This window comes from Parafrigoribacterium soli (assembly GCF_040227235.1).
GTDB classification, from domain to species: domain Bacteria; phylum Actinomycetota; class Actinomycetes; order Actinomycetales; family Microbacteriaceae; genus Parafrigoribacterium_A; species Parafrigoribacterium_A soli.
Genome location: NZ_JBELNZ010000002.1, coordinates 732617 through 758328, shown reverse-complemented (window position 1 = coordinate 758328; position 25712 = coordinate 732617). Strand labels below are relative to the sequence as shown.

21 protein-coding genes and 1 other RNA gene are annotated in these 25712 nt (G+C 67.0%); 10 read left to right on the top strand and 12 right to left on the bottom strand.

Annotated elements, in window-relative coordinates:
• Positions 1-19: 19 nt before the first annotated feature.
• The 3 genes from ABUA37_RS07900 to ABUA37_RS07890 all read right to left on the bottom strand — a co-directional run bounded on the left by ABUA37_RS07900 (position 20) and on the right by ABUA37_RS07890 (position 4261).
• Positions 20-1027 carry a sensor histidine kinase gene (locus ABUA37_RS07900; RefSeq protein ID WP_349898578.1) on the bottom strand — a complete coding sequence of 336 codons (1008 nt, stop codon included), beginning with the start codon at positions 1025-1027 and terminating at the stop codon, positions 20-22.
• On the bottom strand, positions 1024-1701 hold the full coding sequence (locus ABUA37_RS07895) for a response regulator transcription factor (RefSeq protein ID WP_349898577.1): 678 nt from the start codon (positions 1699-1701) through the stop codon (positions 1024-1026). Before ABUA37_RS07895 ends, ABUA37_RS07900 begins: the two co-directional genes overlap by 4 nt.
• Positions 1702-1777: 76 nt before the next feature.
• Positions 1778-4261 carry a glycosyltransferase gene (locus ABUA37_RS07890; protein ID WP_349898576.1) on the bottom strand — a complete coding sequence of 828 codons (2484 nt, stop codon included), beginning with the start codon at positions 4259-4261 and terminating at the stop codon, positions 1778-1780.
• 295 nt (positions 4262-4556) lie between these two features.
• Here ABUA37_RS07890 and ssrA point away from each other — a divergent pair.
• Positions 4557-4932, top strand: a transfer-messenger RNA (tmRNA) gene (gene ssrA / locus ABUA37_RS07885).
• A 7-nt stretch (positions 4933-4939) separates the two neighbouring features.
• On the opposite strand, the gene ABUA37_RS07880 is transcribed toward ssrA, so the two are convergent.
• The gene (locus ABUA37_RS07880) at positions 4940-6286 is read right to left on the bottom strand and encodes an acyltransferase family protein (protein ID WP_349898575.1); all 1347 of its coding nucleotides are present in this window, start codon (positions 6284-6286) and stop codon (positions 4940-4942) included.
• A gap of 89 nt (positions 6287-6375) precedes the next feature.
• Positions 6376-6918: a TetR/AcrR family transcriptional regulator gene (locus tag ABUA37_RS07875; protein ID WP_349898574.1), complete on the bottom strand. Its 543-nt coding sequence runs from the start codon at positions 6916-6918 to the stop codon at positions 6376-6378.
• An 87-nt stretch (positions 6919-7005) separates the two neighbouring features.
• Here ABUA37_RS07875 and ABUA37_RS07870 point away from each other — a divergent pair, with 87 nt between their 5' ends.
• Complete coding sequence (locus ABUA37_RS07870) at positions 7006-8010, top strand: amidohydrolase family protein (protein ID WP_349898573.1); 1005 nt, start codon at positions 7006-7008, stop codon at positions 8008-8010.
• On the opposite strand, the gene ABUA37_RS07865 is transcribed toward ABUA37_RS07870, so the two are convergent.
• The 3 genes from ABUA37_RS07865 to ABUA37_RS07855 form a co-directional block, all read right to left on the bottom strand.
• Positions 8003-9034 carry a zinc-dependent alcohol dehydrogenase family protein gene (locus ABUA37_RS07865; RefSeq protein ID WP_349898572.1) on the bottom strand — a complete coding sequence of 344 codons (1032 nt, stop codon included), beginning with the start codon at positions 9032-9034 and terminating at the stop codon, positions 8003-8005. The two genes, ABUA37_RS07870 and ABUA37_RS07865, sit on opposite strands and share 8 nt — an antisense overlap.
• A 5-nt stretch (positions 9035-9039) precedes the next feature.
• Entirely contained in the window at positions 9040-9534 is a 495-nt protein-coding gene (locus tag ABUA37_RS07860) for a DUF2781 domain-containing protein (RefSeq protein WP_349898571.1), read from the bottom strand.
• Positions 9535-9605: 71 nt separating this feature from the next.
• Positions 9606-9977, bottom strand: a complete 372-nt coding sequence (locus tag ABUA37_RS07855) for a hypothetical protein (protein WP_349898570.1) — start codon at positions 9975-9977, stop codon at positions 9606-9608.
• Positions 9978-10100: 123 nt separating this feature from the next.
• Here ABUA37_RS07855 and ABUA37_RS07850 point away from each other — a divergent pair, with 123 nt between their 5' ends.
• Positions 10101-11093: a hemerythrin domain-containing protein gene (locus ABUA37_RS07850; RefSeq protein ID WP_349898569.1), complete on the top strand. Its 993-nt coding sequence runs from the start codon at positions 10101-10103 to the stop codon at positions 11091-11093.
• Here the strand turns inward: ABUA37_RS07850 and hisN are convergent.
• The 3 genes from hisN to aroA form a co-directional block, all read right to left on the bottom strand.
• Positions 11090-11902: a histidinol-phosphatase gene (gene hisN / locus ABUA37_RS07845; protein WP_349898568.1), complete on the bottom strand. Its 813-nt coding sequence runs from the start codon at positions 11900-11902 to the stop codon at positions 11090-11092. The genes ABUA37_RS07850 and hisN overlap by 4 nt on opposite strands.
• A gap of 86 nt (positions 11903-11988) precedes the next feature.
• Positions 11989-13017 (bottom strand): ribosome small subunit-dependent GTPase A, encoded by a 1029-nt coding sequence (gene rsgA / locus ABUA37_RS07840; RefSeq protein ID WP_349898567.1) that lies wholly within the window; start codon positions 13015-13017, stop codon positions 11989-11991.
• Between the two features lie 39 nt (positions 13018-13056).
• Positions 13057-14460: a 3-phosphoshikimate 1-carboxyvinyltransferase gene (gene aroA / locus ABUA37_RS07835; RefSeq protein ID WP_349898566.1), complete on the bottom strand. Its 1404-nt coding sequence runs from the start codon at positions 14458-14460 to the stop codon at positions 13057-13059.
• 118 nt (positions 14461-14578) lie between these two features.
• Here aroA and ABUA37_RS07830 point away from each other — a divergent pair, with 118 nt between their 5' ends.
• Both ABUA37_RS07830 and ABUA37_RS07825 read left to right on the top strand, forming a co-directional pair.
• Positions 14579-15202, top strand: a complete 624-nt coding sequence (locus tag ABUA37_RS07830; RefSeq protein WP_349898565.1) for a sigma-70 family RNA polymerase sigma factor — start codon at positions 14579-14581, stop codon at positions 15200-15202.
• Positions 15199-15441, top strand: a complete 243-nt coding sequence (locus tag ABUA37_RS07825) for a zf-HC2 domain-containing protein (protein ID WP_349898564.1) — start codon at positions 15199-15201, stop codon at positions 15439-15441. The genes ABUA37_RS07830 and ABUA37_RS07825 overlap by 4 nt, the downstream gene beginning before the upstream one ends.
• An 85-nt stretch (positions 15442-15526) precedes the next feature.
• On the opposite strand, the gene ABUA37_RS07820 is transcribed toward ABUA37_RS07825, so the two are convergent.
• On the bottom strand, positions 15527-19459 hold the full coding sequence (locus ABUA37_RS07820) for a multifunctional oxoglutarate decarboxylase/oxoglutarate dehydrogenase thiamine pyrophosphate-binding subunit/dihydrolipoyllysine-residue succinyltransferase subunit (protein ID WP_407075354.1): 3933 nt from the start codon (positions 19457-19459) through the stop codon (positions 15527-15529).
• Positions 19460-19605: 146 nt separating this feature from the next.
• Here ABUA37_RS07820 and guaB1 point away from each other — a divergent pair, with 146 nt between their 5' ends.
• The 5 genes from guaB1 (at position 19606) to ABUA37_RS07795 (ending at position 25711) form a co-directional block, all read left to right on the top strand.
• The gene (gene guaB1, locus ABUA37_RS07815) at positions 19606-21045 is read left to right on the top strand and encodes a GMP reductase (RefSeq protein WP_349898562.1); all 1440 of its coding nucleotides are present in this window, start codon (positions 19606-19608) and stop codon (positions 21043-21045) included.
• 97 nt (positions 21046-21142) lie between these two features.
• Positions 21143-22444, top strand: a complete 1302-nt coding sequence (locus tag ABUA37_RS07810; RefSeq protein ID WP_349898655.1) for a hemolysin family protein — start codon at positions 21143-21145, stop codon at positions 22442-22444.
• Positions 22437-23477 carry a hemolysin family protein gene (locus tag ABUA37_RS07805; RefSeq protein WP_349898561.1) on the top strand — a complete coding sequence of 347 codons (1041 nt, stop codon included), beginning with the start codon at positions 22437-22439 and terminating at the stop codon, positions 23475-23477. The genes ABUA37_RS07810 and ABUA37_RS07805 overlap by 8 nt, the downstream gene beginning before the upstream one ends.
• Before the next feature lie 66 nt (positions 23478-23543).
• On the top strand, positions 23544-24380 hold the full coding sequence (locus tag ABUA37_RS07800) for an ADP-dependent NAD(P)H-hydrate dehydratase (protein ID WP_349898560.1): 837 nt from the start codon (positions 23544-23546) through the stop codon (positions 24378-24380).
• Positions 24377-25711: a hypothetical protein gene (locus ABUA37_RS07795; protein ID WP_349898559.1), complete on the top strand. Its 1335-nt coding sequence runs from the start codon at positions 24377-24379 to the stop codon at positions 25709-25711. Before ABUA37_RS07800 ends, ABUA37_RS07795 begins: the two co-directional genes overlap by 4 nt.
• Position 25712: the final 1 nt, after the last annotated feature.

The following is a 25712-nucleotide window of genomic DNA, read 5'->3' as shown; positions in this document are numbered from 1 at the left end:
ACCTCGCGGCGGAGACCGCTTAGCGGGCGCGCGGCACAGAGAGGCCGATCTCGGTTCCCTCTGCTGAACTGCGCACCACCGTGACGGAACCGCCGTGTCGGGTGGCGATGTCCCGAACGAGTGCGAGGCCGATGCCGAAACCGCTTCGCGTCGCCGTGGTCTGTTCCCCGGCGCTCCTGCCGTGGGCGAAGCGGTCGAAGATGCGCCTCGGGGAAATGTCCCGGATTCCCGGCCCCCGATCGCTCACCGTTATCTCCACCAAGGAGCGCGTTGCCGACACACCGATGGCGACCTCGGATCCCTCCGGGGCAAAGCGCACGGCATTGTCGAGCAGCGCCACGAGACAGCGGTGCAGGCTCGTTTCGGGGATGACGGCCGAGACGGGTTCGATGTCGGCCGCGGTGATCCTGACCGCCTTCTCATCCGCGATGAGTTGCATCGAGGTGGCAACGGCGTCGATCACCGGTCTCACAGGCGTTGCCGCCGTCTCAGCGCTCGGCCCAGCGGTCGGCTCGGCAGCCAGCAGCAGATCGTTCACGACATCCACCAGGGACTTCGCGTCATCGCGCAGCTGCGCGACCGTCGCGGCCGATGGGTCGTCTGCCGCGAGGCCTCGCTGCAGCACCTGAAGCCGCGCGTCGAGCACCGTGAGCGGCGTGCGCAGCTCGTGGCTCGCATCCGCCACGAACGTGCGCTGCATGCGCAGTGCGTTGCCGAGCGGTCGCACGGCCTGGCGCGTGATGAACCAGCCGAGGATGCCGGCGCACACGATGAGCACGATGCCCAGCACGACCGCCCCGCGCAGGACATCACCGGCGCTCACGTCGAGGTTTTCGGGATCGGGAACGAGTTCGAAGACCTCTCCCGGTTTCACCTTCGTGATGACGAACAGGTAGATACCCGTGATGATCGCCACGACGACGACCGTGGATGCGACGGCGATCTGGATGCCCACGCGGCGGGAGGCGCGCCGCACGGCGAGGGTGTCGCCGTCAACGGTCGTGGAGTTGGCCTGCCGCTCGTTCATATGTCCCCCAGGCGGTAGCCCTGGCCGCGCACGGTGAGAACGACGTCGAGATCGACCTTGCGTCTGAGGTAGTGCACGTAGGTGTCGACCGTTCCGGGTTGGTCATCCGAGGTGAATGCCGCGTGAAGGAGCTGCTGCCGGCTGAACGTCTGGCGCGGGTTCTCCGCGAGCGTCCTGAGCAGCGCCGTCTCCCGCGGGGTCAGGAGAACGCGACCGTCGTAGGGCGAATAGATCGTGCGGCTCTCGGGATAGAACTCCCACGAGCCGACGCGGATCATGGCCCCCTCGCCCGTGAAGGTGCGCCTGAGTGCGCGCAGCCTGGCCAGGAGCTCGTCGAACTCGAATGGCTTGACCAGATAGTCGTTCGCACCCGCATCGAGGCCACCGACCTTGTCCGGCAGGGTTCCGAGCGCGGTGAGCACCAGGATGGGCGTGGTGACGCGCTTGCGCCGCAGCGCTTCGACCACGGCGAGGCCGTCGAGCGAGGGAAGCCGGCGGTCGATGACCATGACGTCGAAGTTGCCGCTCAGACCGGCGACCATGCCGCGCTGGCCGTCGGTTTCGAGTGTGACGTCGTAGTTCTCAGAGAGAACCTGCGCGATCAGCGGACCGAGCTGCGGGTCGTCTTCGATGAGGAGCAGCCGCGGCTGCTCGGGGGGAGTGGCGACTCGCATGGGAGGCTCCGCATCGGTCGAAGAGAACGCACCGCCTGGTGCCTCCAATCTACCGGGCGCCGTCATCCCCTCCGCGTCACACGCGCGAGAGCGCGCGACCGACAGCGACGTCGTAGAACTCCCCGATCGCCTCGCGGTTGTAGTCCTCCGCATCCAGCGAGCACGGTGCCACGCTGCCGGCGAGGAAGTCGCGCATTCCCTCGGCGAGAGCGTCATCGTCCTGCGCCACGACATGGATGCCGTCGTGGGGGAGCGCGTCGTGAATCGAATTGAAGTCGACGGACACGATGGGCAGGCCCACGATCGCGGCCTCGAGGATCACCATCGGTTGCCCCTCGTAGTTGCTGGAGAGGACGAAACAGTCGGCTGCGGCGACGATGGCGAAGGGGTTCGCGTACGGTCCGACAAGGAAGGCGGCGCCCGCGAGCCCCAGTCCGTCGCGCAGCGTTTCGAGCGAGCTCCGAAGCGGCCCGTAGCCCACCAGGAGCAGTCGGGTGTTGGGGTTGTCGCGGTGCACCGCGGCGAACGCGCGCAGAAGCCGCGCCTGGTTCTTCTCCGGAGAGAATCTGCCCACCGTGACGAACCACGTGAGGCCGTCGTCGGTTGCGAGTGAGCGCGCCCAGTCCGGCACGACGATCTCGCCGGTCTCCGCATCCACCGGATGCTGGGCGAGCTCGCGCACATCCTGCGCTATGCCCTCGATGACCTGCCGGTTGTTGACCAGGTTGCGCGCCGCCACGAACTGCTCTGCTCGCAGCCCGTACGGCTCGAGGAGCGACGCGCGATTGACCAGGTCGAGGCTCGGTGACACCGAGACGAGCGCGTCAAATGACTCGTACAGCGCGAACACCGCGCGCAGGCCCACTCGCATCCGCCTACGCCTCCGGATGACGCGGTCCGCTTCGGCGACGATGTCGTTGTGCAGCCAGATCGACCGTCGGGCCTCGGGGGAGTGCAGCAGCAGCCTCGCCCAGAATGGGCTGTATCCGCTGAAGTCGATCACCGAGTCGAAGCGGCTCTGGCCGAAGCAGCGGCGCCACTCATCGTTCCAGAACTCGTGCTGGAGCGCGGGTAGCGCGGAAAGTGGTTCATGGCGGATGTCGGCCACCTTGCGGCGAAGGTGCGAGACCTTGCTGCCGTTCATGCCAGCCATGCGATGGAATTGCCGTACCCGGGGATCGATCCTGGCCTGGTTCGCTCTCTGCTGTGCGCCGCGCGGGCGAGCGAATACGGCTGACACGTCGTACCTGTCGTGGTCGATGGCACCGAGCAGGTTCAGCGCCGCCGAGGTGATGCCGTTCGAGCGCATTCCGCCGAGGTGCAGCAGCACGGGGATGCGGGTGTCGTCGGAGATCGACAGCACGGCGGGGTCTGCGGTGTTACCGCGGAAGACGATGTCCACCACTCGTTCCGCCGCGCTTCCGTCGTCGTGCGTCGTGAAGCGCTCCTTGGCGTCGCGGTACCGGGCGTCCCGAGTCGATTGCGGCGTCCGATCGCTTCCCGCCTCCCGCACGGCTTCAGCGAGCTCATCCACGGTGAAGCAGCTGGGGCCGGGCAACTGCTCGGTCGGCAGGTAGGTGCCGCGCGAATCGGAGTAGGCGCTCGCATCCGGTGTGTAGAAGACGATGGGGCGGTCGGAGGCGAGGAAGTCGAAAAAGATCGACGAGTAGTCGGTGATGAGGATGTCGCTGAGGCCGAGCATGGCATTCGTCGGGATGTCGTTCGGTACGAGAACCCGGGCGAGCGCCGGATCGTGGACGGCGAAGCGATGCACCACCTGGTGGGTCTTCAGCAGCACGACGTACTCATCCGCGCCGAGGCGTTGCTGCACGGCCTGCACCGTTTCGAGGAGCAGGCGGGCGTCGTCTTCCGGTGCCGTGAACGAATCGCCCTTCCAGGTGGGAGCGAACAGCACGATGCGGCGGCCGCGAAGATCCAGGCCCGCCGACCCAAGCCGCGACCGGTCGCGAGCAACGGCGTCTGCGCCGAGGAACTGGTGATCGACGCGCGGGTATCCCGCCTCGATGATCTTCCCCGTGTAGATTCCTCGAAGTCTGTACGCCTTCTCATACATCCGCTCCGTCATGAAGGAGTTCTGGGAGAGGAGGTAGTCGGCGGAAACAAAGTTGCGCAGCGTGTTGGCCGAGCCCATGGCGCCGTTCGGCATGTCGTAGCCCATGTGCTTGAGCGGGGTACCGTGCCAGGTGTTGAGGTAGATCTGGCCCGGCCGCTTGCCGAACTCGGGCGGAAAGGTCGCGTTGTTGACGAGGAATTTGCTCGTCGCGAGAGCGCGGAAGTACTGCAGCGACCGGTAGCGCACGAACTGCACGCGCGGGTTGTGCGCGAACTCCTTCTGGATGTCCTGGTGCGCGTGCAGGCTGTCGAGCACCCAGGTGTGCGTCAGGTCGCGCAGGTCGACGCTGCGGAGCAGTTCGCGAAAGATCGCTTCCGGGTTGCAGAGAACCCCGTTACCCTCGAACGACTCGTACAGCACCGTTCGGTCGCGAATCGCGCCCCGTTGAACGAGTGCGCGCAGTTCTGCAGCGAGTGCACGCCTCACCTGCCGAACCCGATTTTTCGCACGCCTCGTCAGCCGTTTCACCTTGGTTTCCTCCCACGGAGACGGTCGGAGCCGTCGGGGGGAGTTTTGCTGAATTACTCTAAGAAGCGTCTAAGAAATCCCAGCACATCCCGAGGAACGTCGAGATGGCCGCTCGGTGAACTCTGTGTCAGGCGAATCCTCGTGGGCATAGAAAGTGCCGCCCGGATGTTCTAAGCTGTAGGGCTGCATCCGATGGTTGCAGCAGTGACAACTCAACAGCGCGCGGTAGTGACCTCCCTTTCATGGGGCGCATGGGGATGATCGGTTTCGACATTGCCTGAGCAACTGTGAGAAGCGGGTCGAGGAGGCAGGCTTATCTCGTAAACGATGTCTGCAAAATATAAGTGCCAATTCAAAGCGCACTGACTTCGCTCTTGCTGCCTAAGCAAAAGCACTAAATGAAGTCCGTCAGTCCGGGAATGCTCTCTACCCGGGTTCTGGCGTTATCTAGAGAGATTGCTTCGTAGTTACGCCCGAGGGCTGCGAGGGACTTTAACCAGGGCTGGGCTCGTCGGATTAGATGCCAGTGGCAAAGTCCGGAGCCGAGTAGAACGCTTTCACTGGCTACACCCGTAGAAGGCACACGACCACAGCAGTGGACGGGGGTTCAATTCCCCCCATCTCCACCCTTGGTCACTACCGCGCGCTGCCCCTGAGTGCGTCTTCGAGCTGCCGCGTCTCTCGCGCTCGCGCGTCCAGGGTCGGTTCGTCCAGCTCCGACTCGCTTATCGCCGATGCGGTGCGAGCGGGTTCCCCGGCCGCGACGTTGGCAGGCATCCGCTTGCCGAGTCGAGCCGCGAGGAGAGCGAACAGGGCCGACACTCGCCGTCCGGTGCGCGAGGCGAGCTCAATCGACGGCTTCTCGACGAGGGAGTACATCATCAGCGTGAGCACCAGCGTCGTCGCGAGCGAAAGCACCGCGCCGATCCACCAGGGCGACCCCACGAACAAGAGGCCGAAGCACACAACCACGGGGGAGTGCACGAGGTAGAGGCTAAAGCTGATCTTTCCGAGCCAGGCGAGCCCTCGGCTCTCGAAGATCCGGCTTGCCGCCGGACAGAACGCGACGGTCGCGACCATGATGGCCGCGCCGGGCACCCGTAGGGCGAGTGCGGCATCCGCGGTCGGCCCGCTGAGAAGCGGGCGCAGCATCCAGTAGCTGGTCGATAGTGCCGGGCCTGCTATCGCGAGCCCGATCCAGATCGCGGTGAGCCGCCTGGTGTGGTTGGCTCGAGCGACGGCGTCGTGGATGCGGTGGGCGTTCGCACCGAGCAGGGCGCCGAGCGCAAATGCGGGCAGGTACATCGCCGCGGTCTCGTGCTGGACGTATCCGACGAGGCTCGCGCCGCAGAAGAAGAGACCCCACAGCACGGGAGCGCGCCGGCTCCACAGGGCGATGACGACAGCGAGTGGCAGCAGCAGCGAGAACCAGAGTTCCCAGGTGAGCGACCACAGCGGCGGGTTGACGGATGGACGCTGCGGATCCGCGATGAGAAGCGTCTCGGTAACGAGATTCGACAGACTGATGTTCGGGTGTGCCTGGCGAGTGAGCCAGGAACCGGCGCCACCGACGGTTGGGTGCGGCGGCACGGCGATCACGAGGTACGCGAGCACCATCGAGGCGACGACCGGCACGCCGAGGCGCACGATTCGTCGCGGGTAGTACGCGGCCCAGTCGTAGCGCGCGGTCGGGTCGCCGGTGTCTTCTCGCTTGACGCGGCTGAGTGGCGACAGCGTGAGCACGAAGCCGCTCAGCACGAAGAACACGAGCACGAACTCAGGTCCGGCGACCAGTATCTTGGCGGGTCCGCCCACGAACCACCAGGCGAGCGAGAAGGGCACCAGGTTGCTCGACGAATCGTAGGCATTCGAGATGGCGGGGATGGTCATCGACAGGTGATGAGCGAGGACGATGACCGCAGCCAGTCCCCGCAACCCGTCGAGGGAGCGAAGTCGAAGTGCGTGCTTGGGTGCGTCCGTCATCGCATTCCACGGTAGGTACGAATCCTCCGAATCCTCCGATTGCGCGGATTTACTAAGCTTCCACTCAGGTCACCCCGGTCGTTACGGCATCACTCTCGCTCGTCCGACAGCGAGGCTATCCAGCCGCCCATCACCTCGAGCAGCGACTCCTGCGACGCGCCTTCGAACGCGCCCAGCTTCAGGAAGTGCCGGGCGATGGTGAGCCCGAGGATGCCGCTCACGGTGACAAGAGCGCGGAGCCGCGCATCCTCGCCCTCGAGCGAACGCTCAAGGTTGTCGACCCGTTCGTCGAGGTACGCCCGCATCGCGTCCGCCGCCTCGGGCACGGTGAGCATCGAGCGCACAAGAGCACGCATCTCGGGCGGCGGCTCACCCAGGCGCGCCCCGAGAACGCCCGCGAGATGCTCCGCCGCCTGTTCGCCGTCGGCGCGCGGCAACTGGACGGCGGAGCCGAAGAGCGCGCTCTTCGAGCCGTAGTGCTGCATCACCAGGGACGGGTCGACGCCAGCGGCGCTCGCGATGCCGCGGATCGTTGCACCCTCGAAACCCTGCGCCGCGAAGGCCTCACGTGCTGCTTCGAGGATGCGCTGGGCCGTGCGGGCGCGCTGCGCGTCCCTCGAGGTTTCGGTCACGCAATCACTCTACAAGCGTTGAGTGAAAGGTGGTACGGTGACTGCTCAACACTGTTGAGCGAAACCTCATCCGAATCGGGGAACCCTGTGGCACTGATCGCGATCGAAGAACATTGGAACCTGCCGGAGCTCACGGCCGCGGTCAAGCGGCTACCCGCGCGCCGCGCCGATGACAGTCTCGCCTTCGACCAGATGGGCGATAATCTCGAGCGCCTGAATGACATCGGCGAGGCAAGAATCGCGGCGATGGATGCGCAGGGGATCGACCTGCAGGTGCTCTCGCTCGCGCCGCCGGGAACCCAGCCGCTCGATCCCGCCGATGCCGTGGCATTCAGCCGTCGCGCCAACGACGCGGCTGCCGAAGCCGTGCGTCGCCATCCCTCGCGCTTCCGCGCGTTCTCCACCCTGCCGACGCCCGATCCCGCAGCGGCAGTGGCCGAGCTAGAGCGCGCCGCAGGCCTCGGCTTAGTGGGAGCGATGGTCTACGGTCGCAGCGGCGACGTTCCGCTCGATGACCCGCGCTACGACGAGCTATTCGCCGCGGCGGCCGCGCTCGGGCAGCCGATCTTCATCCACCCGCAGATTCCCTCCCGCGTCATCCGCGAGGCGGCGTACAGCGGCATCAATCCGACCGCGGATCTCGCCCTCGCGACCTTTGGCTGGGGCTGGCACCTCGAGGCCGCGCTCGCGGCGCTGCGGCTGATCGTGAGCGGCACCTTCGACCGCCACCCGGGGCTGCAGCTCATTCTCGGCCACTGGGGCGAGCTGCTTCCGTTCTGGAGCGATCGCACAGACAGCCTCTCCCGCGTCTCGAAGCTCGAGCGCAAGGTCTCGGACTACATCCGCTCGAACGTCTTCATCACGAGCTCCGGCATGCTGAGCCCCACGCTGCTTCGCCACACTTTCGAGGTGACGACGCCCGATCGCGTGCTGTTCTCGACCGACTACCCGTTCCAGCGACCGACACGGGCCGACATTGCGCAGTTCCTGGCCGAGTTCGGAGACGAGCGTGACAGCTTCGCCGAGTCGAACGCGCGGTCGCTCTTCCGCATCGACGGGCCGATCGGCCGAGATCGCGGCGGCGCTAGCTGAGTTCGACGACGGTCATCCCCGGATGCGCGTGGGCGTCCATCGAGGCGAGCGCGGCCGGCGCCTCCTCGAGACCGATCGTGCGTCCCACGAGCAGCGAAGGGTCGATCGCTCCGCTCGCGATCTCTGCCAGCATCGCGGGATACTCGTGGGCCGCCATGCCGTGGCTGCCCAGAATCTCCAGCTCGCGCGCGATCACGAGGTCCATCGGCACGGCGGCGACAGCATCCGCACCGGTCATAAGCCCGACCTGCACGTGTCGACCGCGCTTGCCGAGGCTGCGAATCGAGTTCTCGCACGTTGCCCTGCTGCCGTAGGCGTCGAGAGAGAGCTGCGCGCCGCCGCCGGTCAGCTCGCGCACCACGGATGCGACGTCGCCGCTGCCCGGCACCGCGACCGCTCCGAGTCCTTCGGCAAGCGAGAGCGCTTCGGGAGATACGTCGATGCCGATGACTCTGGCTCCCGCCGCAGCGGCGATCATGATGGCCGACAGGCCGACTCCGCCGCAACCGTGCACGGCTATCCATTCGCCCGGCTGCAGCCGCCCCTGAGTCATGACGGCGCGATAGGCGGTGGCGAAGCGGCAGCCGAGCGCGGCGGCGGCCACGAAGCCGAGACCATCGGGGAGGGCGACGAGGTTGGTGTCCGCCTCCGCGATCGCCACGAAGTCCGCAAAGGAGCCCCACTGGGTGAAGCCCGGCTGGGTCTGGTTGTCGCAGACTTGCTGGTTTCCTGAGGCACACTGCTCGCACCGGCCGCAGGCGCAGACGAAGGGCACGGTCACCCGATCACCCGGCTTCCAGCCGGTGACCTCCACGCCGACCGAGTCGATCACTCCGGCGAGCTCGTGCCCGGGCACGTGTGGCAGCCGGATGTCGTCGTCGTGCCCCATCCAGCCGTGCCAGTCGCTTCGGCAGAGCCCGGTCGCGGCCACGCGGATCACGACTCCTCGCGGGTCACATTCCGGGGCGGGAACCTCGGCGAGGTGTGGCATGGTGCCGAACTCGCTGAACATCACGGCGCGCATCCGGCTCAGAACTTTCTCGTGAACGGCTCTGGCTTGCGCATGCGGATCAGCAGGAGCAGGGGAACGAGCACGTACGGGCCGTTGTAGAGCAGGAAGACGAGCGGGTTCGGGGTGCGCTCTGCCGCGCTGCCGAAGAACTCGACGCCGAAGATCGGGATGGCGGTCAGGCTGATGATCATGGTCGCGTAGATCACCGAGTAGAGCTGAATCCAGTTCCAGCGCTTCACGAGGGCGAGGATGAGCAGCAGGTAGAACGGCAGGTAGATGAAGGCCGAGGTGCCGCTGATGAACCTCAGCCAGACCGGATGCGACTGGTACAGCGGGTCGAAGTTCGAGGAATAGGTGTAGTTCCACTGCACCAAGACGTTGTGCGAGTTCGCGACCTGGTCGAGCCCGAGCCCCTCCACAGAGTCGCTGATGATGCAGGTGACGATGAAGATCGAGAAGATGCAGACGAAGAAGATGTCGATCGGTCGCTGGCGCAGCGGGAGAGAGGTCACGGCCTACATGTTAGCGAGGCGTGACGCGGCAGCACCGTCGATTCCGGTGCAGAATCGCGCGCGTCTGCCGATCAGTTGAAGATGCGGATGCTGTCGCTGAGCTTGAAGATCGGCGTCAGCAGTGCGAGGAAGGGCGCGAGGATGCGCAGCAGGTAGACCAGCACGGTGACGTGCAGCAGGTCGCCGACGAGGAAGAGCACGACGGCGATCACGGCGAGCACAGCCGCCGAGCGCAGCGCGGAGACGGTTCCGAGGAACAGGGCGGCGAAGCCGAGCGATGCCGCGACGATGCCGACGTCGACGATAGAGGCGCCGACGTGGGGGTTGGTGGCGAGGTGCGAGAGGCTCCAGGCCACGATGGCCACGGCCCACAGCAGCAGGAAGAGGCCTCCCGCGGCCGGCTTGGAGAGTTCTTGCTTGAAGGTCGTCGCCTGGCTGCTCATGAGGAAATCCTAGCGCGAGCGGGCCGATGGGTGACGCAGCGCGACTTTGCCGTGCGCCTACCCGGAGTCAATAAAAAGGAGTACGCTCCCGTTAAATGTGATCCGCCGAAGGAGAGGGTGCTGGTGTCCGACGATGAGCCGATTCGCGCCCGCGGGTCACGACCGGTTTCGGTCGTCGCGAGCGGCAGAGACTCTCTGCTCGACTCGCTGCCCGTAGCGAGCGGACGCGCGCGGACTCGCCAACTGCTGAAGGCCAAGGGCGTGCGCGTGCTGCGCGTCTCCTGCGACGCCGGTCAGCTACTCGGTGACCGCGTCGAGAACGCACCCATGCTCATCCAGACCCTTCAGGGCAGGATCACCCTCGTCGCGGCGGGAGAAGAGATCGACATGCCGGCGGGCGCCGTCGTGCACCTCGAACGGCAACTGCCGCATTCGATCCTGGCGATCGAGCGCTCGCACCTCATGATAACGCTTCTGGGCCCGAGGCTAGCGAGGCCGCGCACGGCGAGCCACGATGCCGAGCGAGTGCCTGCGGTGGCGTCGAGCGGCTCGCTCCAGCGGGGCGTCGGCCGTGCGACGGGAGGGCGACGAGGCACCGGAGATGGCATGTGGGCCGCGCACAACCTCGTTCTTTCCGCAACCGGCGCGAACGCGATCGCACTCGACGGGATAACGCGCCGGCACGCCGAGCTCGAGCGGCAGCTTGCCGCGGGAACGTCTCAACTGCTCGACGAGCTGGCGGGGCAGACGGATGCGCGGGCCGCGCGCGAGCGCGTCGTCGACTGGGCGCGCACCGCGCTCCTTCCACAGCTCGCGCTCGAGGCCGAGGTGCTCTATCCGCCCGTCGCAGTTCAGCCGCAGCAGCGCAGCCTCGTGACCACCCTTCGGCAACAACTCGACGGAGTCATCGCGGCGGTCGACAGGCTCGCGGAGCCGCGCGCGTCGCTCGCCTTCGACATCGCCGCATCCGCCGTCGCCCTGCGGGTGATCGTCGGGAGGCACCTCAAGGCGGAGGCCGAACTACTGTTGCCCGCGCTCGCGATCTCGACCGGCGAGCCGCTCGCGTCCCTGTGGGAGCGCATGAGCCACTCGCTTGCGGTGCCGCTCGGAGCCTAGGAGAGCAGCTCGAGCGTGGCCTCGTGCAGCACGCCGTTGCTCGCGAGCGCCGAGCCGTGCCACGGCCCGGACTCACCGTTCACCGACGTGAACCGGCCACCGGCCTCCTCAACGATCGGGATGAGCGCGGCGATGTCCCACGGCATCATGTCGAGCTCGCCCGAAATCTCGACGAGTCCCTCGGCCACCATCATGTACGGCCACATGTCGCCGTAGTCGCGGGTGCGCCAGGTGCTCCGTGCGAGGTTGAGATAGCCGTCGAGCTTGCCCGCCTCCTCCCAGCGCGTGATGCCGCTGCAGCTGGTCGAGGCATCCGCCAGCTTGGCGACCTTCGAGACCTGGATGCGTCGCTCCTGCTCCGACGGCGTGGTGGCGCCCGGCCGCATCACCGCTTCGCTCGTGTGTGCCCCGCATCCGGATGCCGCCCACCAGCGCCTGCCGAGGGCCGGCGCGCTGACGACGCCGACCACGGGCACGCCGTCGACCGCGAGCGAGATGAGCGTGGCCCATACGGGAACGCCGCGCACGTAGTTCTTGGTGCCGTCGATCGGGTCGATGATCCACTGTCGATTCGACTCGCCCTCGGTGCCGAACTCCTCGCCCAGGATCGAGTCGCCGGGCCGGCTGTCACCGAGTGCGGCTCGCAGGGCGGTTTCCACGGCCTTGTCCGCGTCGGAGACTGGCGACATGTCGGGCTTCGTGGTCACGACGAGATCGCTCGCGCGATAGCGATCCATCGAGATCTCGTCGGCCATCTCGGCGAGTTCGCGGGCGAGACTCAGGTCGGACTGGAGCGTGTATTCGGTCACGGCTCAAGGGTACCGGTGGCGCGGTCCCTTGAGCTCGTCGAAGGGGTGTGCACGAAGGCAGACGCTTCGACAAGCTCAGCGACCGATCAGGATGAGAGCGAGGCCAACATTCGCTGGAAGGAATCGAGGCGCAGCCGCCCCACCTCACCGAGGCGGCCATCCTCGACCTGCTCGATGATCGCGCAGTCGGGGGAGTCCGGCAGGTGTGTGCAGCCGCGCGGGCACTCCTCCGCGATCTCGGCGAGATCGGTGAACGACTTGAGGATGTTGTCGGGGTCGACGTGCCCGAGGCCGAAGGAGCGCACGCCCGGGGTGTCGATGATCCAGCCGTCGCCGACCCGGTAGGAGATCGTCGACGACGAGGTGTGCCGGCCGCGCCCCGTCACGGTGTTGACCCTGCCGATCGCCCGGTTGGCCGAGGGAACCAGCGCGTTGACGAGGGTGGACTTGCCCACCCCGGAGTGGCCGACCGCTACCGTGCTGTGTCCGGCGAGCAGCGTCGCGATCTCCTCGGTCGGCACCGCTCCGCTCGCGCTCGTCACGATGCGTATGTCGAGCCCGGCAAAGTTCGCCAGGAAGTCGCTCGGGTCGGCCAGGTCGGTCTTGGTGACGCAGAGGATGGGAGCGATACCCGCGTCGAACGCCGCTACGAGGTAGCGGTCCACGAGTCGCGGTCTCGGCTCCGGGTTGGCCGTGGCGACGACGATGAGCATCTGGTCGGCGTTGGCGACGATGATGCGTTCGACCTCATCCGTGTCGTCGGCGCTGCGTCGCAGCACGGTCGTGCGCGGCTGAATGCGCACGATGCGCGAGAGGCTGCCCTCATCACCGCTCGTGTCACCGACGAGGTCGACCAGGTCGCCGGTCACGATCGGCTTCTTGCGCAGCTCGCTCGCCCGCGACGCCGTGGCTTCGTGCTCATCCGCGGTGTTCTCACCGACGAGCACGGAATAGCGCCCTCGGTCGACGGTGAGCACTCGACCGGTCACGGCGTCGTTGTGCTCCGGACGGATCTTGGTGCGCGCACGGTTTCCCTTGGGGTTCGGCCTGGTGCGCGCCTCGTAGTCGGCGTACTTGTCGTCGTCTTCGTCGTCCGTGTCGCCCAGCCAGCTCATCCGTCGTAGCTGCCCATCGCCATTGAAGACAGCATGGTTCTAGAAGATGCTCAGCGGATCGGAGTTGCCGCTCGTCGCGATGCCGCTGACGAGGCCGCGCCACAGCTGCGGGAACTCGGGGAGCGTCTTGGCGGTCGTGGCGATGTCGTCGATCTCGACGCCCGGAATCGCGAGTCCGATGATCGCGCCGGCGGTGGCCATGCGGTGGTCTTCGTAGCTGTGCCAGAGTGCGCCGTGCAGGGTGGCGGGGCGGATGATGAGGCCGTCATCGGTCTCGGTCACGTCTCCGCCGAGCGCGTTGATTTCCGTGGCCAGCGCCGCGAGCCTGTCGGTTTCGTGTCCGCGGAGGTGCGCGATGCCGGTGAGCACCGTCTCGCTGTCGGCCAGCGCCGCGAGGGCCGCGACGGTGGGCGCGAGTTCGCTCGCGTTGTCGAGACGGATGCCGTGCACGGCTCCCGTGCCGCGCACCGTCAGGTTGCCGACGCCCTCCCCGGTCTCGACGAAGGACACCTCGCCGCCCATGCTCTCGAGGATCTCGGTCATGCGAGCGCCCACCTGCGTGGTGTGCGATGGCCACCCGGTCACGGTGACCGAGCCGCCCGCGACGAGGGCTGCCGCGAGGAAGGGGCCAGCGTTCGAGAGATCCGGTTCGATGTCGACGTCGATGCCTGCGATCGGCCCGGGGGAGACCGCCCAGCGGCCGGGTTGTGAAGCGTCGACCTGCACGCCGCGAGCGGCGAGGGTGGCGATGGTCATCTCAATGTGCGCCTCGCTCGGTACATGGTCGCCCGACTGCCGCAGCGTGAGCCCGTTGGTGAAGCGGGCGCCGACGAGAAGCAGGCTCGAGATGAACTGGCTGGAGCCGGAGGCATCCACCTCGAGCTCGCCGCCCTCGATCGCGCCGGTGCCGTAGAGGCTGAAGGGAAGGCGGCCGCGGCCGTCATCCGTGACGTCGACCCCGAGCGCGCGCAACGAGTCGATGGTGGGGCGCATGGGACGCTTGCGGGCGCTCGGGTCGCCGTCGAAGGCGACCGGTCCGAGAGCGAGCGCGGCGACGGGTGGCAGAAAGCGCATGACGGTGCCGGCAAGTCCGCAGTCGATCGTCGTTCCGCCGCTCAACTCGCCCGGGGTGACCAGAAGATCCGGCCCGTACTTGCCCGCGCCTGGCACCTCGACGATCGACGTGCCGAGCTCTTTGAGGCCCTGAACCATGAGGGCCGAGTCGCGTGAGTGAAGCGGCGCGCGAAGGGTTGAGGGTGAGTCGGCGAGGGCGGCGAGCACCAGTTCGCGGTTGGTCAGCGACTTGGAACCTGGCAGCGAGAGACTCGAAGTGAGGGGCCCGGCGGCGACCGGGGCAGCCCAGGGACCGGGGTCGGCCTCGAGTACGAGATCGTCGTTCTCGTATGGGTCGAACTCCGGCTTGGAATAACGGGAAACTAGCATCGGTTACCAGAGTATCGGCACGAGACGTGAAGGGGAGGAAACGGTGGAGCTTCTGCTTGAGCGACCGCTCAGTCACAGCGCGGCGCAAGCCAGCCTCGGCGAAGTAAGCTTGGCGCCGATGACGACCTCCACCAAGAAGACGCCCCCGTCGGACGCCACCCGCGACCTGTTCGAGGAGCAGGCGATCCCGTTCATGGATCAGCTCTATGCCGCGGCCATGCGCATGACGCGCAATCCCTCCGATGCCTCCGACCTCGTGCAAGACACCTTCGTCAAGGCCTATGCGGCCTTCGGCCAGTTCCAGCAGGGCACAAACCTCAAGGCCTGGCTGTACCGCATCCTCACCAATACCTTCATCAACGGGTATCGCAAGAACCAGCGCAACCCGTATCAGGGCACGATCGACGAACTCGAGGACTGGCAGCTCGGCGGCGCCGAGTCGGTCACCCAGGGCCGGTCGACTCGTTCGGCGGAGGTCGAGGCGATCGACCATCTCCCCGACAGCGACGTGAAGAACGCTCTGCAGTCGATCCCCGAAGACTTTCGTATGGCGGTCTACTTCGCCGACGTGGAGGGCTTCTCCTATCAGGAGATTGCCGACATCATGAAGACCCCAGTGGGAACCGTGATGAGCCGACTGCATCGTGGCAGGAGGATGCTGCGTGAACTTTTGGCCGGGTACGCCCAGGAGCGCGGGATCGCGACCTCGGGCAGTCCTAAATCCTCGGGGAGCAAAAAATGACCGATTGTGGTTGCGAGAAGGCGAAAGCCGAACTGGAGGAGTACCTCCACAACGAACTGACCAAGGCGGATGCTGCGGATATCACGGAGCACATGGCCGGTTGTGCAGACTGCGAGACGGAGCTCAAGGTGGGAATCGTGCTGACGCAGGCGGTGCAGCGCGCCTGCAAAGAGACCGCGCCGGAAGACCTGCGCGAACAGGTGCTAATGAAGCTCCGCGAGATCCAGGCGACGCACTGACCGTTCCCTGAGTGCGCTCCCGCTCCCTGAGCTTGTCGAAGGGGCGGGCAGTGCCATGCCCTCCGACAAGCCCCGGGGCCATGCCCTACAGCGTGAGCGCGCGATCGATAAGGTCTGCCTGTTCCTTCGCGCTGCGCTTTGTCGAGCCGGTGGCGGGCGACGCTGAGGCGGGCCGCGAAGCGAGCGAGATCGAGCGCTCCTTGTAGTTGCGCGCGAGCTCGAGGCAGATGAACGGCCAGGCTCCCTGGTTCTCCGGTTCCTCCTGCGCCCACATCACCTCGGCGTTCGGATACTGGGACAGCACCGAGATCAGCTCTCGCAGCGGCAGCGGGTAGTACTGCTCCACGCGCACGAGGGCGATGTCCTTCTGCTCTCGCTTGTCGCGCTCGGCGAGCAGGTCGTAGTGCAGCTTGCCCGCGTGCAGCACGACGCGCTTGACTGCTGCCTTGTCGGTGATGGTCGCGTCATCGATGACCGGCTCGAACCTGCCGCTTGTGAAGTCCGCGATTTCGCTCGTCGCACCGCGCAGGCGCAGCATCGCCTTCGGGGTGAAGACGATGAGCGGGCGGCGTGGACGCTGGTAGGCCTGGCGGCGCAGCAGGTGGAAATAGGATGCCGGAGTCGACGGCCTCGCAACCGTCATGTTGTTCTCGGCACAGAGCTGCAGGTAGCGCTCGATGCGTGCCGAGGAGTGGTCTGGACCCTGTCCCTCGTAGCCGTGCGGCAGCAGCAGCACAACGCTCGAGCGCTGCCCCCACTTCTGCTCGGCGCTCGAGATGAACTCGTCGACGATGATCTGCGCACCGTCGGCGAAGTCGCCGAACTGGGCCTCCCACAGCACGAGTGCATCGGCGCGTTCCACCGAATAGCCGTACTCGAAGCCCATGGCCGCGTACTCGCTGAGCAGCGAGTCGTAGATCCAGAATCGACCCTGGTTGTCGCTGAGGTTGCCGAGCGGGAGCCACTCCTGGCCGTTCACACGGTCGTGCAGGATGGCGTGGCGCTGCACAAAGGTGCCTCGCCTCGTGTCCTGCCCGGCCATCCGCACCGGGGTGCCCTCGAGCAGCAACGAACCGAGCGCGAGCAGTTCCGCGAACGCCCAGTCGATGGAGCCGCTGCGGCTCATCTCGACGCGCTTCTTGAGCAGCGCCTGCAGCTTCGGATGCACGCTGAAGCCGGCGGGCGGGTTGTCGTGCGCGTTGCCCACGAGACCGATGACGCTCTCGCTCACGGCGGTCGACATCGGATCACCCTGGGCGTCGTCCTGCTGCGAGGCGGGGCGCTCGAGATCGGCGATGGCGTTTGCATCCTGGATGACGATCGGCATCGACGCCGTCTGTGCCGCGTGCGTCTCCGCGAAGGCCCGCTCCAGCCGATCCTGGAAGTCCTGGTGCGCCGAGTTGTACTCCTCCTCGGTGATGTCTCCACGACCGACGAGCGCCTCGGTGTACAGGGTGCGAACGCTGCGCTTGGCCTCGATGAGGTTGTACATGAGCGGCTGCGTCATCGAGGGGTCGTCGCCCTCGTTGTGACCGCGCCTGCGGTAGCAGATCAGGTCGATGACGATGTCGCGGTGGAACTGCTGGCGATACTCGAAGGCGAGCTCCGCGACGCGAACGACCGCCTCGGGGTCGTCACCGTTCACGTGGATGATCGGCGCCTGGATCGACTTGGCGACATCCGTCGAGTAGACCGAGGTGCGGCCCTCGCTCGGCGGGGTCGTGAATCCGACCTGGTTGTTGATGTTGACGTGCACGGTGCCGCCGGTGCGGTACGCGCGCAGCTGCGACATCTGCAGGATCTCGGCGACGATGCCCTGTCCGGCCATCGCGGCATCACCGTGGATCATGACCGGCAGCACGCTGAAGGTGCCGATCGGCTTGCGATCCTGCTTGGCCCGAACGATGCCCTCCATCACACCGTCGACCGCCTCGAGGTGCGAGGGGTTCGCGGCGAGGTAGACCGGAATCTGCTCGCCGTTGGCGCCGGTGAAGGTGCCCTCGGTGCCGAGGTGGTACTTCACATCGCCGGAGCCCTGCACCGTGCGCGGGTCCTGGGTTCCCTCGAACTCGCGGAAGATCTGGCCGTAGGTCTTGCCCGCGATGTTGGTCAGCACGTTGAGCCGGCCGCGGTGGGCCATGCCAATGACGACCTCGTCGAGTTCCTCCTCCGCGGCACCCTGCAACAGGGCATCCAGCAGGGCGATCGTGGACTCGCCACCCTCCAGGCTGAAGCGCTTCTGACCGACGTACTTGGTTTGCAGGAAGGTCTCGAAGGCCTCGGACTCGTTGAGCCGCTCGAGGATGCGCATCTGCTCGTCGTGGCTGGGCTTGGTGTACGGGTGCTCCACCCGCTCCTGGATCCACTTGCGCTGTGCCGGATCCTGGATGTGCATGTACTCGATACCGATCGTGCGGCAGTACGAGTCCCTCAGGATGCCGAGAATGTCGCGCAGTTTCGAACTGCGCCTGCCACCGAAGCCGCCCGTGACGAACTCGCGGTCGAGATCCCAGAAGGTCAGGCCGTGGTTGTAGATGTCGAGGTCGGGGTGGATGCGCTGGCGATACTCCAGCGGATCAGTGTCGGCCATGAGGTGGCCGCGCACGCGGTACGAGTTGATGAGCTCGTGAACGCGGGTGGCCTTGCTGAGGTCTTCAGCGGGGTCGACGGTGATGTCCATGCCCCAGTGGATGGGGTCGTAGGGGATGCGCAGGGCGGCGAAGATCTCTTCGTAGAAGCCGTGCTCGCCGGTGAGGCGCTCCTGCACGAGTTTCAGGAACTCGCCCGACCCCGCCCCCTGGATGACCCTGTGGTCGTAGGTGGAGGTGAGCGTGATGGTCTGGCCGATCGCGAGATCGATGACCGTCTTGAACGAGGATCCGCGGTATTCGGCCGGGTACTGCAGGGCGCCCGCGCCGATGATGCAGCCCTGGCCGCGCATGAGGCGCGGCACCGAGTGCTCCGTGCCGATGCCACCCGGGTTGGTGAGCGAGATCGTGGTGCCGGCGAAATCATCCGCGGTGAGCTTGTTGTTGCGCGCCTTGGCGACGAGCGCCTCGTAGGCGGCGACAAACTCGCTGAAGTTCATGGTGTCGGCACGCTTGATGCCGGGAACGAGCAGCGCGCGGCTGCCATCCGGCTTAGGGATGTCGATGGCGAGGCCGAGGTTGATGTGCGCGGGAGCGACAACGGAGGGCTTGCCGTCGACCTCGTCGTAGTAGACGTTCTGGCTCGGGAAGTCCTTGAGCACCTGTACGAGAGCCCAGCCGATGAGGTGGGTGAAGGAGACCTTGCCGCCTCGCGCCCGCTTCATGTGGTTGTTGATCACGATGCGGTTGTCGATCATGAGCTTGGCCGGAACCGTGCGCACGCTCGTTGCCGTCGGCACGGTGAGACTCGCGTCCATGTTGGCCGCGAGGCTCTTCGACATGCCGCGCAGCGGCTGTACGACGTTCTTTTCTTCCGCGGGCTGCTCCGGCTGCTCCGCCTGGGCAGAAGCGGGAGCCTCGGCGGGGATCGGTTGCGGCGTCGCCTGCTTGGAGGTGGTCTTCGCGACCGGCTGGCCCTGAACGGCCTCCGTCACGGGAGCCGCGGGTTGCGCCGCCGCGGCCGCGGGGGCCGCGGGGGCTGCGGCCGGTGCCGCCGGCTCAGCTGGCTTCTGGGGCTCGACACCGGAGGCCTCGGCGACCGGCTCGGGGATCTGAGCCTCGCCGCCCTCCTGGGCAGCCGCATCCGGAGCCTGGGGCAGTTCGGCCTCGGCCGCTGCCTCCTTGGACGCCTCTGTCGGTTCAGCGGGTGACTCGGCCGACTCGGTGGCAGCGTGCTGCGCGGCCTGACCGCGGTCCGTTGAGTCGGTGCGGACGGGTTGGTAGCTCTCGAGAATCGGCCACCAGGATTGGTCTACCGAATTCTTGTCGACGATGTACCTTTCGTACATTTCGTCTACCAGCCATTCGTTGGCTCCAAACTCGCCCGAGGATCCGTCCTCTGGCGCGAGTCCGGTCACTTGGCTCGACACCGTGTACCGCCCACTTCTTCGTTAGTCACTCAGTTGCTGTTCCATGCCCTGATCGGGCCCCGGCCGTCGTTGGCCGCATTCGATCAAGCGTAATCGCTTTGGCTGGACGATGCCGTCTCACACAGGCAGGGGCTACCTTTAAAATCATGGAGTTTTATGAGGCCTCGCCGCAGCACGACCTGACCTACTCTGACGTCTTCCTCGTTCCGAGCCGCTCGGGCGTCGGCAGCCGGCTGAGCGTCTCGCTCGCGCCCGGCGACGGCACCGGCGCGAGCATCCCGGTGGTCTCGTCCAACATGAACTCCGTGACCGGTCCGAGGCTCGCGGCCACGCTCGCCAGGCGCGGCGGTCTCGGCGTTCTGCCGCAGGACCTGCACCTGCAGGATCTGGACACGGCCATCCGCTGGGTCAAGGATCAGCCGGTCGCCTTCGACAGTCCGCTCACCTTTGGACCGGATCGCACGGTGGCCGAAGCGCTGCGACAGATTCCCGCGGTCGAGGGGCACGGCATCCTCGTGCACGACGGTCACGGCGCCTTCATGGGCTTCATCCTCGCCTCGAGGCTCGGTACGGCACTGCCGGATGCCAGGCTCGGCGACCTTCTGCACGCCAGGCTCACCTCGATCGATGCCGACGACGTGACGGATGCTCGCGCGGCCTTCGACCTGATGGTCGCGGCAGAACTGGACTTCGCCCCGGTGCTGCACCACGGTGAGGTGGTGGGGACGCTCAGCCGCAGGGGCGCGCTGCGATCGACGCTCTACACGCCCGCGGTGGATGCCAACGGTCGACTTCGTGTCGCGGCGGCGCTCGGCATCAACGGTGACGTGGCGGGCAAGGCCAGGGCGCTCGTGGCCGCCGGTGTCGACGTGCTCGTGCTCGACACCGCTCACGGGCACCAGGACAGCATGGTGCGCGCGATCAGGACCGTCGCCGACCTCGACCTGTCGATCCCGCTCGTGGCGGGCAACGTCGTTACGGCGGATGCGGTCGAAGATCTCGTCGCGGCCGGCGCCAACATCATCAAGGTGGGTGTTGGCCCGGGAGCCATGTGCACGACCCGCATGATGACGGCCGTCGGGCGGCCGCAGTTCTCCGCGGTGCTCGAGACCGCCGAGGCCGCGCGGGAGCTCGGGGCGCACGTCTGGGCGGATGGCGGGGTGCGTTACCCGCGCGACGTGGCGCTCGCGCTCGCCGCCGGTGCGGCATCCGTCATGATCGGCTCATGGTTCGCCGGCACGATCGAGGCACCCGGCACGCTCGAGACGGATGCCGTCGGCCGCCTCTACAAGGAGAGCTGGGGCATGGCCTCCACTAAGGCCGTGCACGATCGATTCGATCGACTGGACGCCTACGACCGGGCGCGCAAGGAGCTGTTCGCCGAGGGCATCTCCTCGTCGAAGATCTACCTCGACCCGCTGCGGCCGTCGCTCGAGGACCTGCTCGACATGATCACCTCCGGCCTGCGCAGCTCGCTCAGCTACGCGGGCGCATCAAACCTGGAGGAATTCCAGGAGCGCGCGCTCGTCGGGCTGCAGTCGGCATCGGGTTACGAAGAGGGCAAGGCTCTGCCGGTCAGTTGGTAGCGAGGCCGCCGCGCAGCCTGACTCGCTATACTCGGTCGGATAATGGACGACCCTCCCCCCAGGTGCCGTGCCGGTGGTTCCCGTGCATGAACTGATCATGCTCGCCATCGGACTCGTTCTCACGGTCGGCACCGGCTTCTTTGTTGCGTCGGAGTTCTCGCTCGTCAATCTCGACCGCTCGGACCTCGAGGCGCGTGAGGGACGCGGCGAACGCGGGCTCGCCATTTCCATCGGCGCACTCAAGATCACGTCCACCCATCTCTCGAGCGCGCAGCTCGGGATCACCCTCACGACGCTGCTCACCGGCTTCACCATGGAACCCGCCATCGGCGAGCTCGTGCGCGGCCCGCTTGCGGCCGTCGGCCTGCGTGGCGCCGGGGTCACCGTCGTCGCGAGCGTGCTCGGTATCGCGCTGGCCACGCTGCTCTCCATGATCATCGGCGAGCTGGTGCCGAAGAACTTCGCGCTCGCGCTGCCGATCCGCACCGCGAAGCTCGTGCTGCCGTTCCAGGTCGGATTCACCTGGGTGTTCCGGCCGTTCGTTGCGCTGCTCAACAACACGGCCAATGTCATCCTGCGCTCGGTGGGCATCGAACCTCGCGAGGAGCTGTCGTCGGCCCGCACCGCGGAGGAGCTGTCGTCGCTCGTGCGGCGCTCCGCCAAGGAGGGCAGCCTCGATCGTGACACGGCGACGCTGCTCGCCCGCACCCTCGTCTTCAGCGAGCACACGGCGACGGATGTCATGACGCCGCGACCCAGGGTCACGAGCGTCGAGCGAATCGACTCCGCGCAGCGCGTGATCGAACTGGCCAAGAGCACCGGATTCTCCCGCTTTCCCGTGGTGGATGACGGCATCGACGACGTGGTCGGGTTCGTGCACGTCAAGCAGGCGGTCGCCGTTCCGCGGGAACGCCGTGCGGATGTGCCGGTGTCGGCCTTGCAGTCGGAGGGGCTGCGGGTGCCCGAGACGATGAGACTCGACGTGCTGCTCGGCGAGCTGCGCGGGCGCGGCTACCAGATGGCGGTGGTCGTCGACGAGTACGGCGGCACCGCCGGCGTCGTCACCCTCGAAGACCTCGTGGAGGAACTCGTGGGCGAGGTGGCCGACGAACACGACAGGACCCGTGCGGGCGTGGTTCGCTCTCGCGACTGGCTGACCTTCCCAGGCATGCTGCGTCCGGACGAGTTGCTCGAACGCGCAGGCGTGGCGGTGCCGGAGGACGGGCCGTACGAAACGGTGGGCGGATTCCTCATGAGCGAGCTCGGTCGCCTCGCCGTCGTGGGCGACACGGTTACGCTCGACGCTGGCACCTTCCGTATCGAACGGATGGACGGGCGCCGCATCGATCGGGTGCGCTTCACCCCCACGCCGCGCGAGGACGGTGACTCGCATGAGTGAGTGGTGGGGCCTCGCCTGGCTCGTCATCCTGCTGTTCGCGAACGCGTTCTTCGTTGCCGCAGAGTTCGCGGTGATCTCGGCCAGGAGATCACAGATCGAACCGCGCGCGGAGGCGGGAAGCCGCGCCGCGAAGACGACCATCCACGCGATGGAACACGCGACGATGATGCTGGCGACGAGTCAGCTGGGCATCACCGTGTGCTCGCTGCTGATCCTCAACGTCTCTGAGCCCGCGATCCATCACCTGCTCGAGGGACCGCTCGGTCTCACGGGATGGTCGGCGGACCTCATTGCCACGATCGCGTTCGTGATCGCGCTCATCATCGTGTCGTTCCTGCACGTCGTGATCGGCGAGATGGTGCCGAAGAACCTGTCGTTCTCGGTGCCCGATCGGGCCGCGCTCATCCTCGCCCCGCCTCTCGTCTACATCTCCATGGTGTTCAGGCCGATCATCGTGGCGCTCAACGCCACAACCAACGGCATCGTTCGACTGTTCGGGGTGCAGCCCCGCAATGAGGCCACGAGCGCGTTCACCGTGGACGAGGTAGCGAATATCGTCGCCCAGTCCACGAAGGCGGGCGTGCTGAATGACAGCATCGGAGCACTCAGCGCGGCCTTCGAATTCTCGACCAAGAAGGTCAGGGACATCGCCGTGGGGATGGATGACCTCGTGAGCCTCTCGGAGGCCGTCACGCCGGCCGAGGTGGAGCGAGCCGTCGCGCAGCACGGCTTCTCCCGCTACGTGCTCGTGAACGACGACGGCGAACCCAGTGGTTACCTGCATCTCAAGGACGTCATCGACCTCGAGGAGACACACGAGTTCACGGAACCGGTGCCGCCCAAGCGCATCCGGCAACTCATCTCGATCTACCGCGAGGCGGACCTCGAAGACGCCCTCGCCTCGATGCGCCGCTCAGGTGTGCACCTCGCGCGGGTGTTCGACGAAGGCGGCGCGACGCGCGGTGTGCTGTTCCTCGAAGACATCATCGAGGAGCTCGTAGGCGAAGTGCAGGATGCGACCAGGCGCAACTGAGTCCGGATCGCCACGATACGAGGCCCGCGCCGTGCCGTTCGGCGGCACGCGAACTATCGTGAGTTCATGACGGCATATCGTGAATGGACGGCATCCGACGCCGCGTCCTGCATCTCCGTACCTCGCGCCGACGACGACAAGTACAGTCGCGGCGTCATCGGCATCGTCACCGGGTCAGACAGCTACCCCGGGGCGGCCGTCCTCGGCGTCGAGGCCGCCCTCCGCACTGGCGTCGGCATGGTGCGCTACCTTGGCCCGCAGCGCCCGACCGAGCTCGTGTTGCAGCGCCGGCCGGAGGCCGTCGCCTCGGATGGACGAGTGCAGGCCTGGCTGCTCGGCTCGGGCATGGACGCCGCCGCGCGCGATGCGGCGAGCATGCGACGGCTGACGGATGCGCTCGACCAGGGCCTTCCCACGGTCATCGACGCGGGCGCGCTCGACCTCCTCGACAGGGCGAAGGGGCCGGTGGTGATCACGCCGCACCTGCGTGAACTGGCCCGAGTGTTGGGTACGGAACCAGGCGACCTCGGGGACGACCCGGCGGCTGCGGCCCGGCGGGCGGCAGACCGTCTCGGGGTGACCGTGCTGCTCAAGGGTCATCGCACCCACGTCGCCGCTCCAGACGGCACGAGCCTCGTGACCTCCGTCGCGCCGGCGTGGACCGCGACGGCGGGGACGGGGGACGCGCTCGGCGGCGTGCTCGGCGCGCTCCTGGCCACACACGCGAGCGAAGTCGGGGCGGACGAATCGTTGTTGGCGCGGCTTGCCGCAACGGCATCCGTTCTGCACGGGCTCGCCGCGGCCCGGGCGAGTGCCGGGGGCCCGTTCGTGGTGCTCGACCTGGCGCGGGAACTGCCCGCCGTGATCGCAGCCCTGCTGAGCGCGCGGCCGGCGCCCGCGTGACCGAGGCGACCTCCGGCCCCTTCGAGCGGATGCTGCGGTCCCGCTGGGCGCTCTGGTCGGCGCTGCTGCTCGTGCACCTGTGGCTCAGCTTCGCTAATCTGCACGACGACCCACATCCGCTCGGCGATGTGTCGCTCGTCTACCGCGCCTGGATGGAGCAGGGCTTCGCCACGCAGTCCTGGGTGGGCCTCGATCGCGACTGGGTGTATCCGATCCTCGCGATCGTGCCGATGCTCATCGCCTGGGCGTTCGGACCCGAGAATTACGCGTTCACCTGGCTCGCACTCGTCATCGTGCTGGATGCCATCGCGTTCGGCTTTCTCATCGGTTGGTCCGGCCCGGCGCGCAACACCGCGGTCGCCTGGTGGTGGCTCGGCTTCCTCATGCTGCTCGGGCCGATCTCGCTCGCACGGCTCGACACGGTGAGCGTTCCTCTCGCCATCGTCGCGGTGCTCTACCTCGCGACCAGGCCGCGGCTCGCGGGGGCGCTCCTCGCCGCCGCAGCCTGGATCAAGGTCTGGCCAGGCGCGATCCTCATCGCGGCCGTGGTTGCCACCAGGGAGCGCTGGCGCGTTCTCACCGCCGCTGTGCTCGGCAGCGTGCTGATTGCGGGCTGTGCACTGGTGCTCGGCGGCGGCGCCCACGTTCTCAGCTTTGTGACCCAGCAGGCCGATCGTGGGCTGCAGATCGAGGCACCGGTGAGTACGGCGTGGTTGTGGCAGGCGGCGGCAGGAGCCCGCCACGCCCGCGTCTATTACGACACGAGGATGCTGACCTTCCAGGTCACGGGAGATGGCGCAGATGCCGTGAGCGCTCTCATGACGCCGCTTCTCGTGCTCGTCGTCGCGGCCATCCTGCTTCTCGCGCTACTCGCTGTGCGCGCACGGGTGCAAGCCACGGCTCTGCTCGCGCCACTCGCCCTGGCCCTCGTGGTGGCCTTCGTCGCCTTCAACAAGGTGGGGTCGCCGCAATACCTGTCGTGGCTCGCCGCGCCCGTCATCCTGGGTCTCGTGACGCCGGGTGGTCGCTCGTTCAGGGCACCGGCCGCGCTCACCCTCGTGCTTGCCTTCATTACCCAGCTCATCTACCCCACGCTGTACGACGGTCTGCTCGCTCTCGAAACGGTGCCGCTCGTGCTGCTCACGGTGCGCAACCTGCTGCTGTTCGTGCTGCTGGGCTGGTCGATTCTGGCCATCTGGCGCGCCGGGCGCGAGGATCTGCCGCGGTTGGCGTCGCGCCGAAATGTCGAGGCTCCGGGAATGGCGCGAATCGTGACAGGCTTGAAGAAGACGGGTCCGGCGAACGGGGCCGGGGAGAGCGTGGAGGAGTAAC

Excerpts from the sequence above, each read along its gene's own strand:
- ABUA37_RS07895 (WP_349898577.1), bottom strand. The coding sequence starts at position 1,701 with ATGCGAGTCGCCACTCCCCCCGAGCAGCCGCGGCTGCTCCTCATCGAA.
- ABUA37_RS07830 (WP_349898565.1), top strand. The coding sequence starts at position 14,579 with ATGACGACCTCCACCAAGAAGACGCCCCCGTCGGACGCCACCCGCGAC.
- ABUA37_RS07865 (WP_349898572.1), bottom strand. The coding sequence starts at position 9,034 with ATGCGCGCCGTGATGTTCAGCGAGTTCGGCACCATGCCACACCTCGCC.
- ABUA37_RS07880 (WP_349898575.1), bottom strand. The coding sequence starts at position 6,286 with ATGACGGACGCACCCAAGCACGCACTTCGACTTCGCTCCCTCGACGGG.
- ABUA37_RS07825 (WP_349898564.1), top strand. The coding sequence starts at position 15,199 with ATGACCGATTGTGGTTGCGAGAAGGCGAAAGCCGAACTGGAGGAGTAC.
- ABUA37_RS07855 (WP_349898570.1), bottom strand. The coding sequence starts at position 9,977 with ATGAGCAGCCAGGCGACGACCTTCAAGCAAGAACTCTCCAAGCCGGCC.
- ABUA37_RS07900 (WP_349898578.1), bottom strand. The coding sequence starts at position 1,027 with ATGAACGAGCGGCAGGCCAACTCCACGACCGTTGACGGCGACACCCTC.
- ABUA37_RS07805 (WP_349898561.1), top strand. The coding sequence starts at position 22,437 with ATGAGTGAGTGGTGGGGCCTCGCCTGGCTCGTCATCCTGCTGTTCGCG.
- guaB1 (WP_349898562.1), top strand. The coding sequence starts at position 19,606 with ATGGAGTTTTATGAGGCCTCGCCGCAGCACGACCTGACCTACTCTGAC.
- rsgA (WP_349898567.1), bottom strand. The coding sequence starts at position 13,017 with ATGAGCTGGCTGGGCGACACGGACGACGAAGACGACGACAAGTACGCC.
- aroA (WP_349898566.1), bottom strand. The coding sequence starts at position 14,460 with ATGCTAGTTTCCCGTTATTCCAAGCCGGAGTTCGACCCATACGAGAAC.
- ABUA37_RS07810 (WP_349898655.1), top strand. The coding sequence starts at position 21,143 with ATGCTCGCCATCGGACTCGTTCTCACGGTCGGCACCGGCTTCTTTGTT.
- ABUA37_RS07800 (WP_349898560.1), top strand. The coding sequence starts at position 23,544 with ATGACGGCATATCGTGAATGGACGGCATCCGACGCCGCGTCCTGCATC.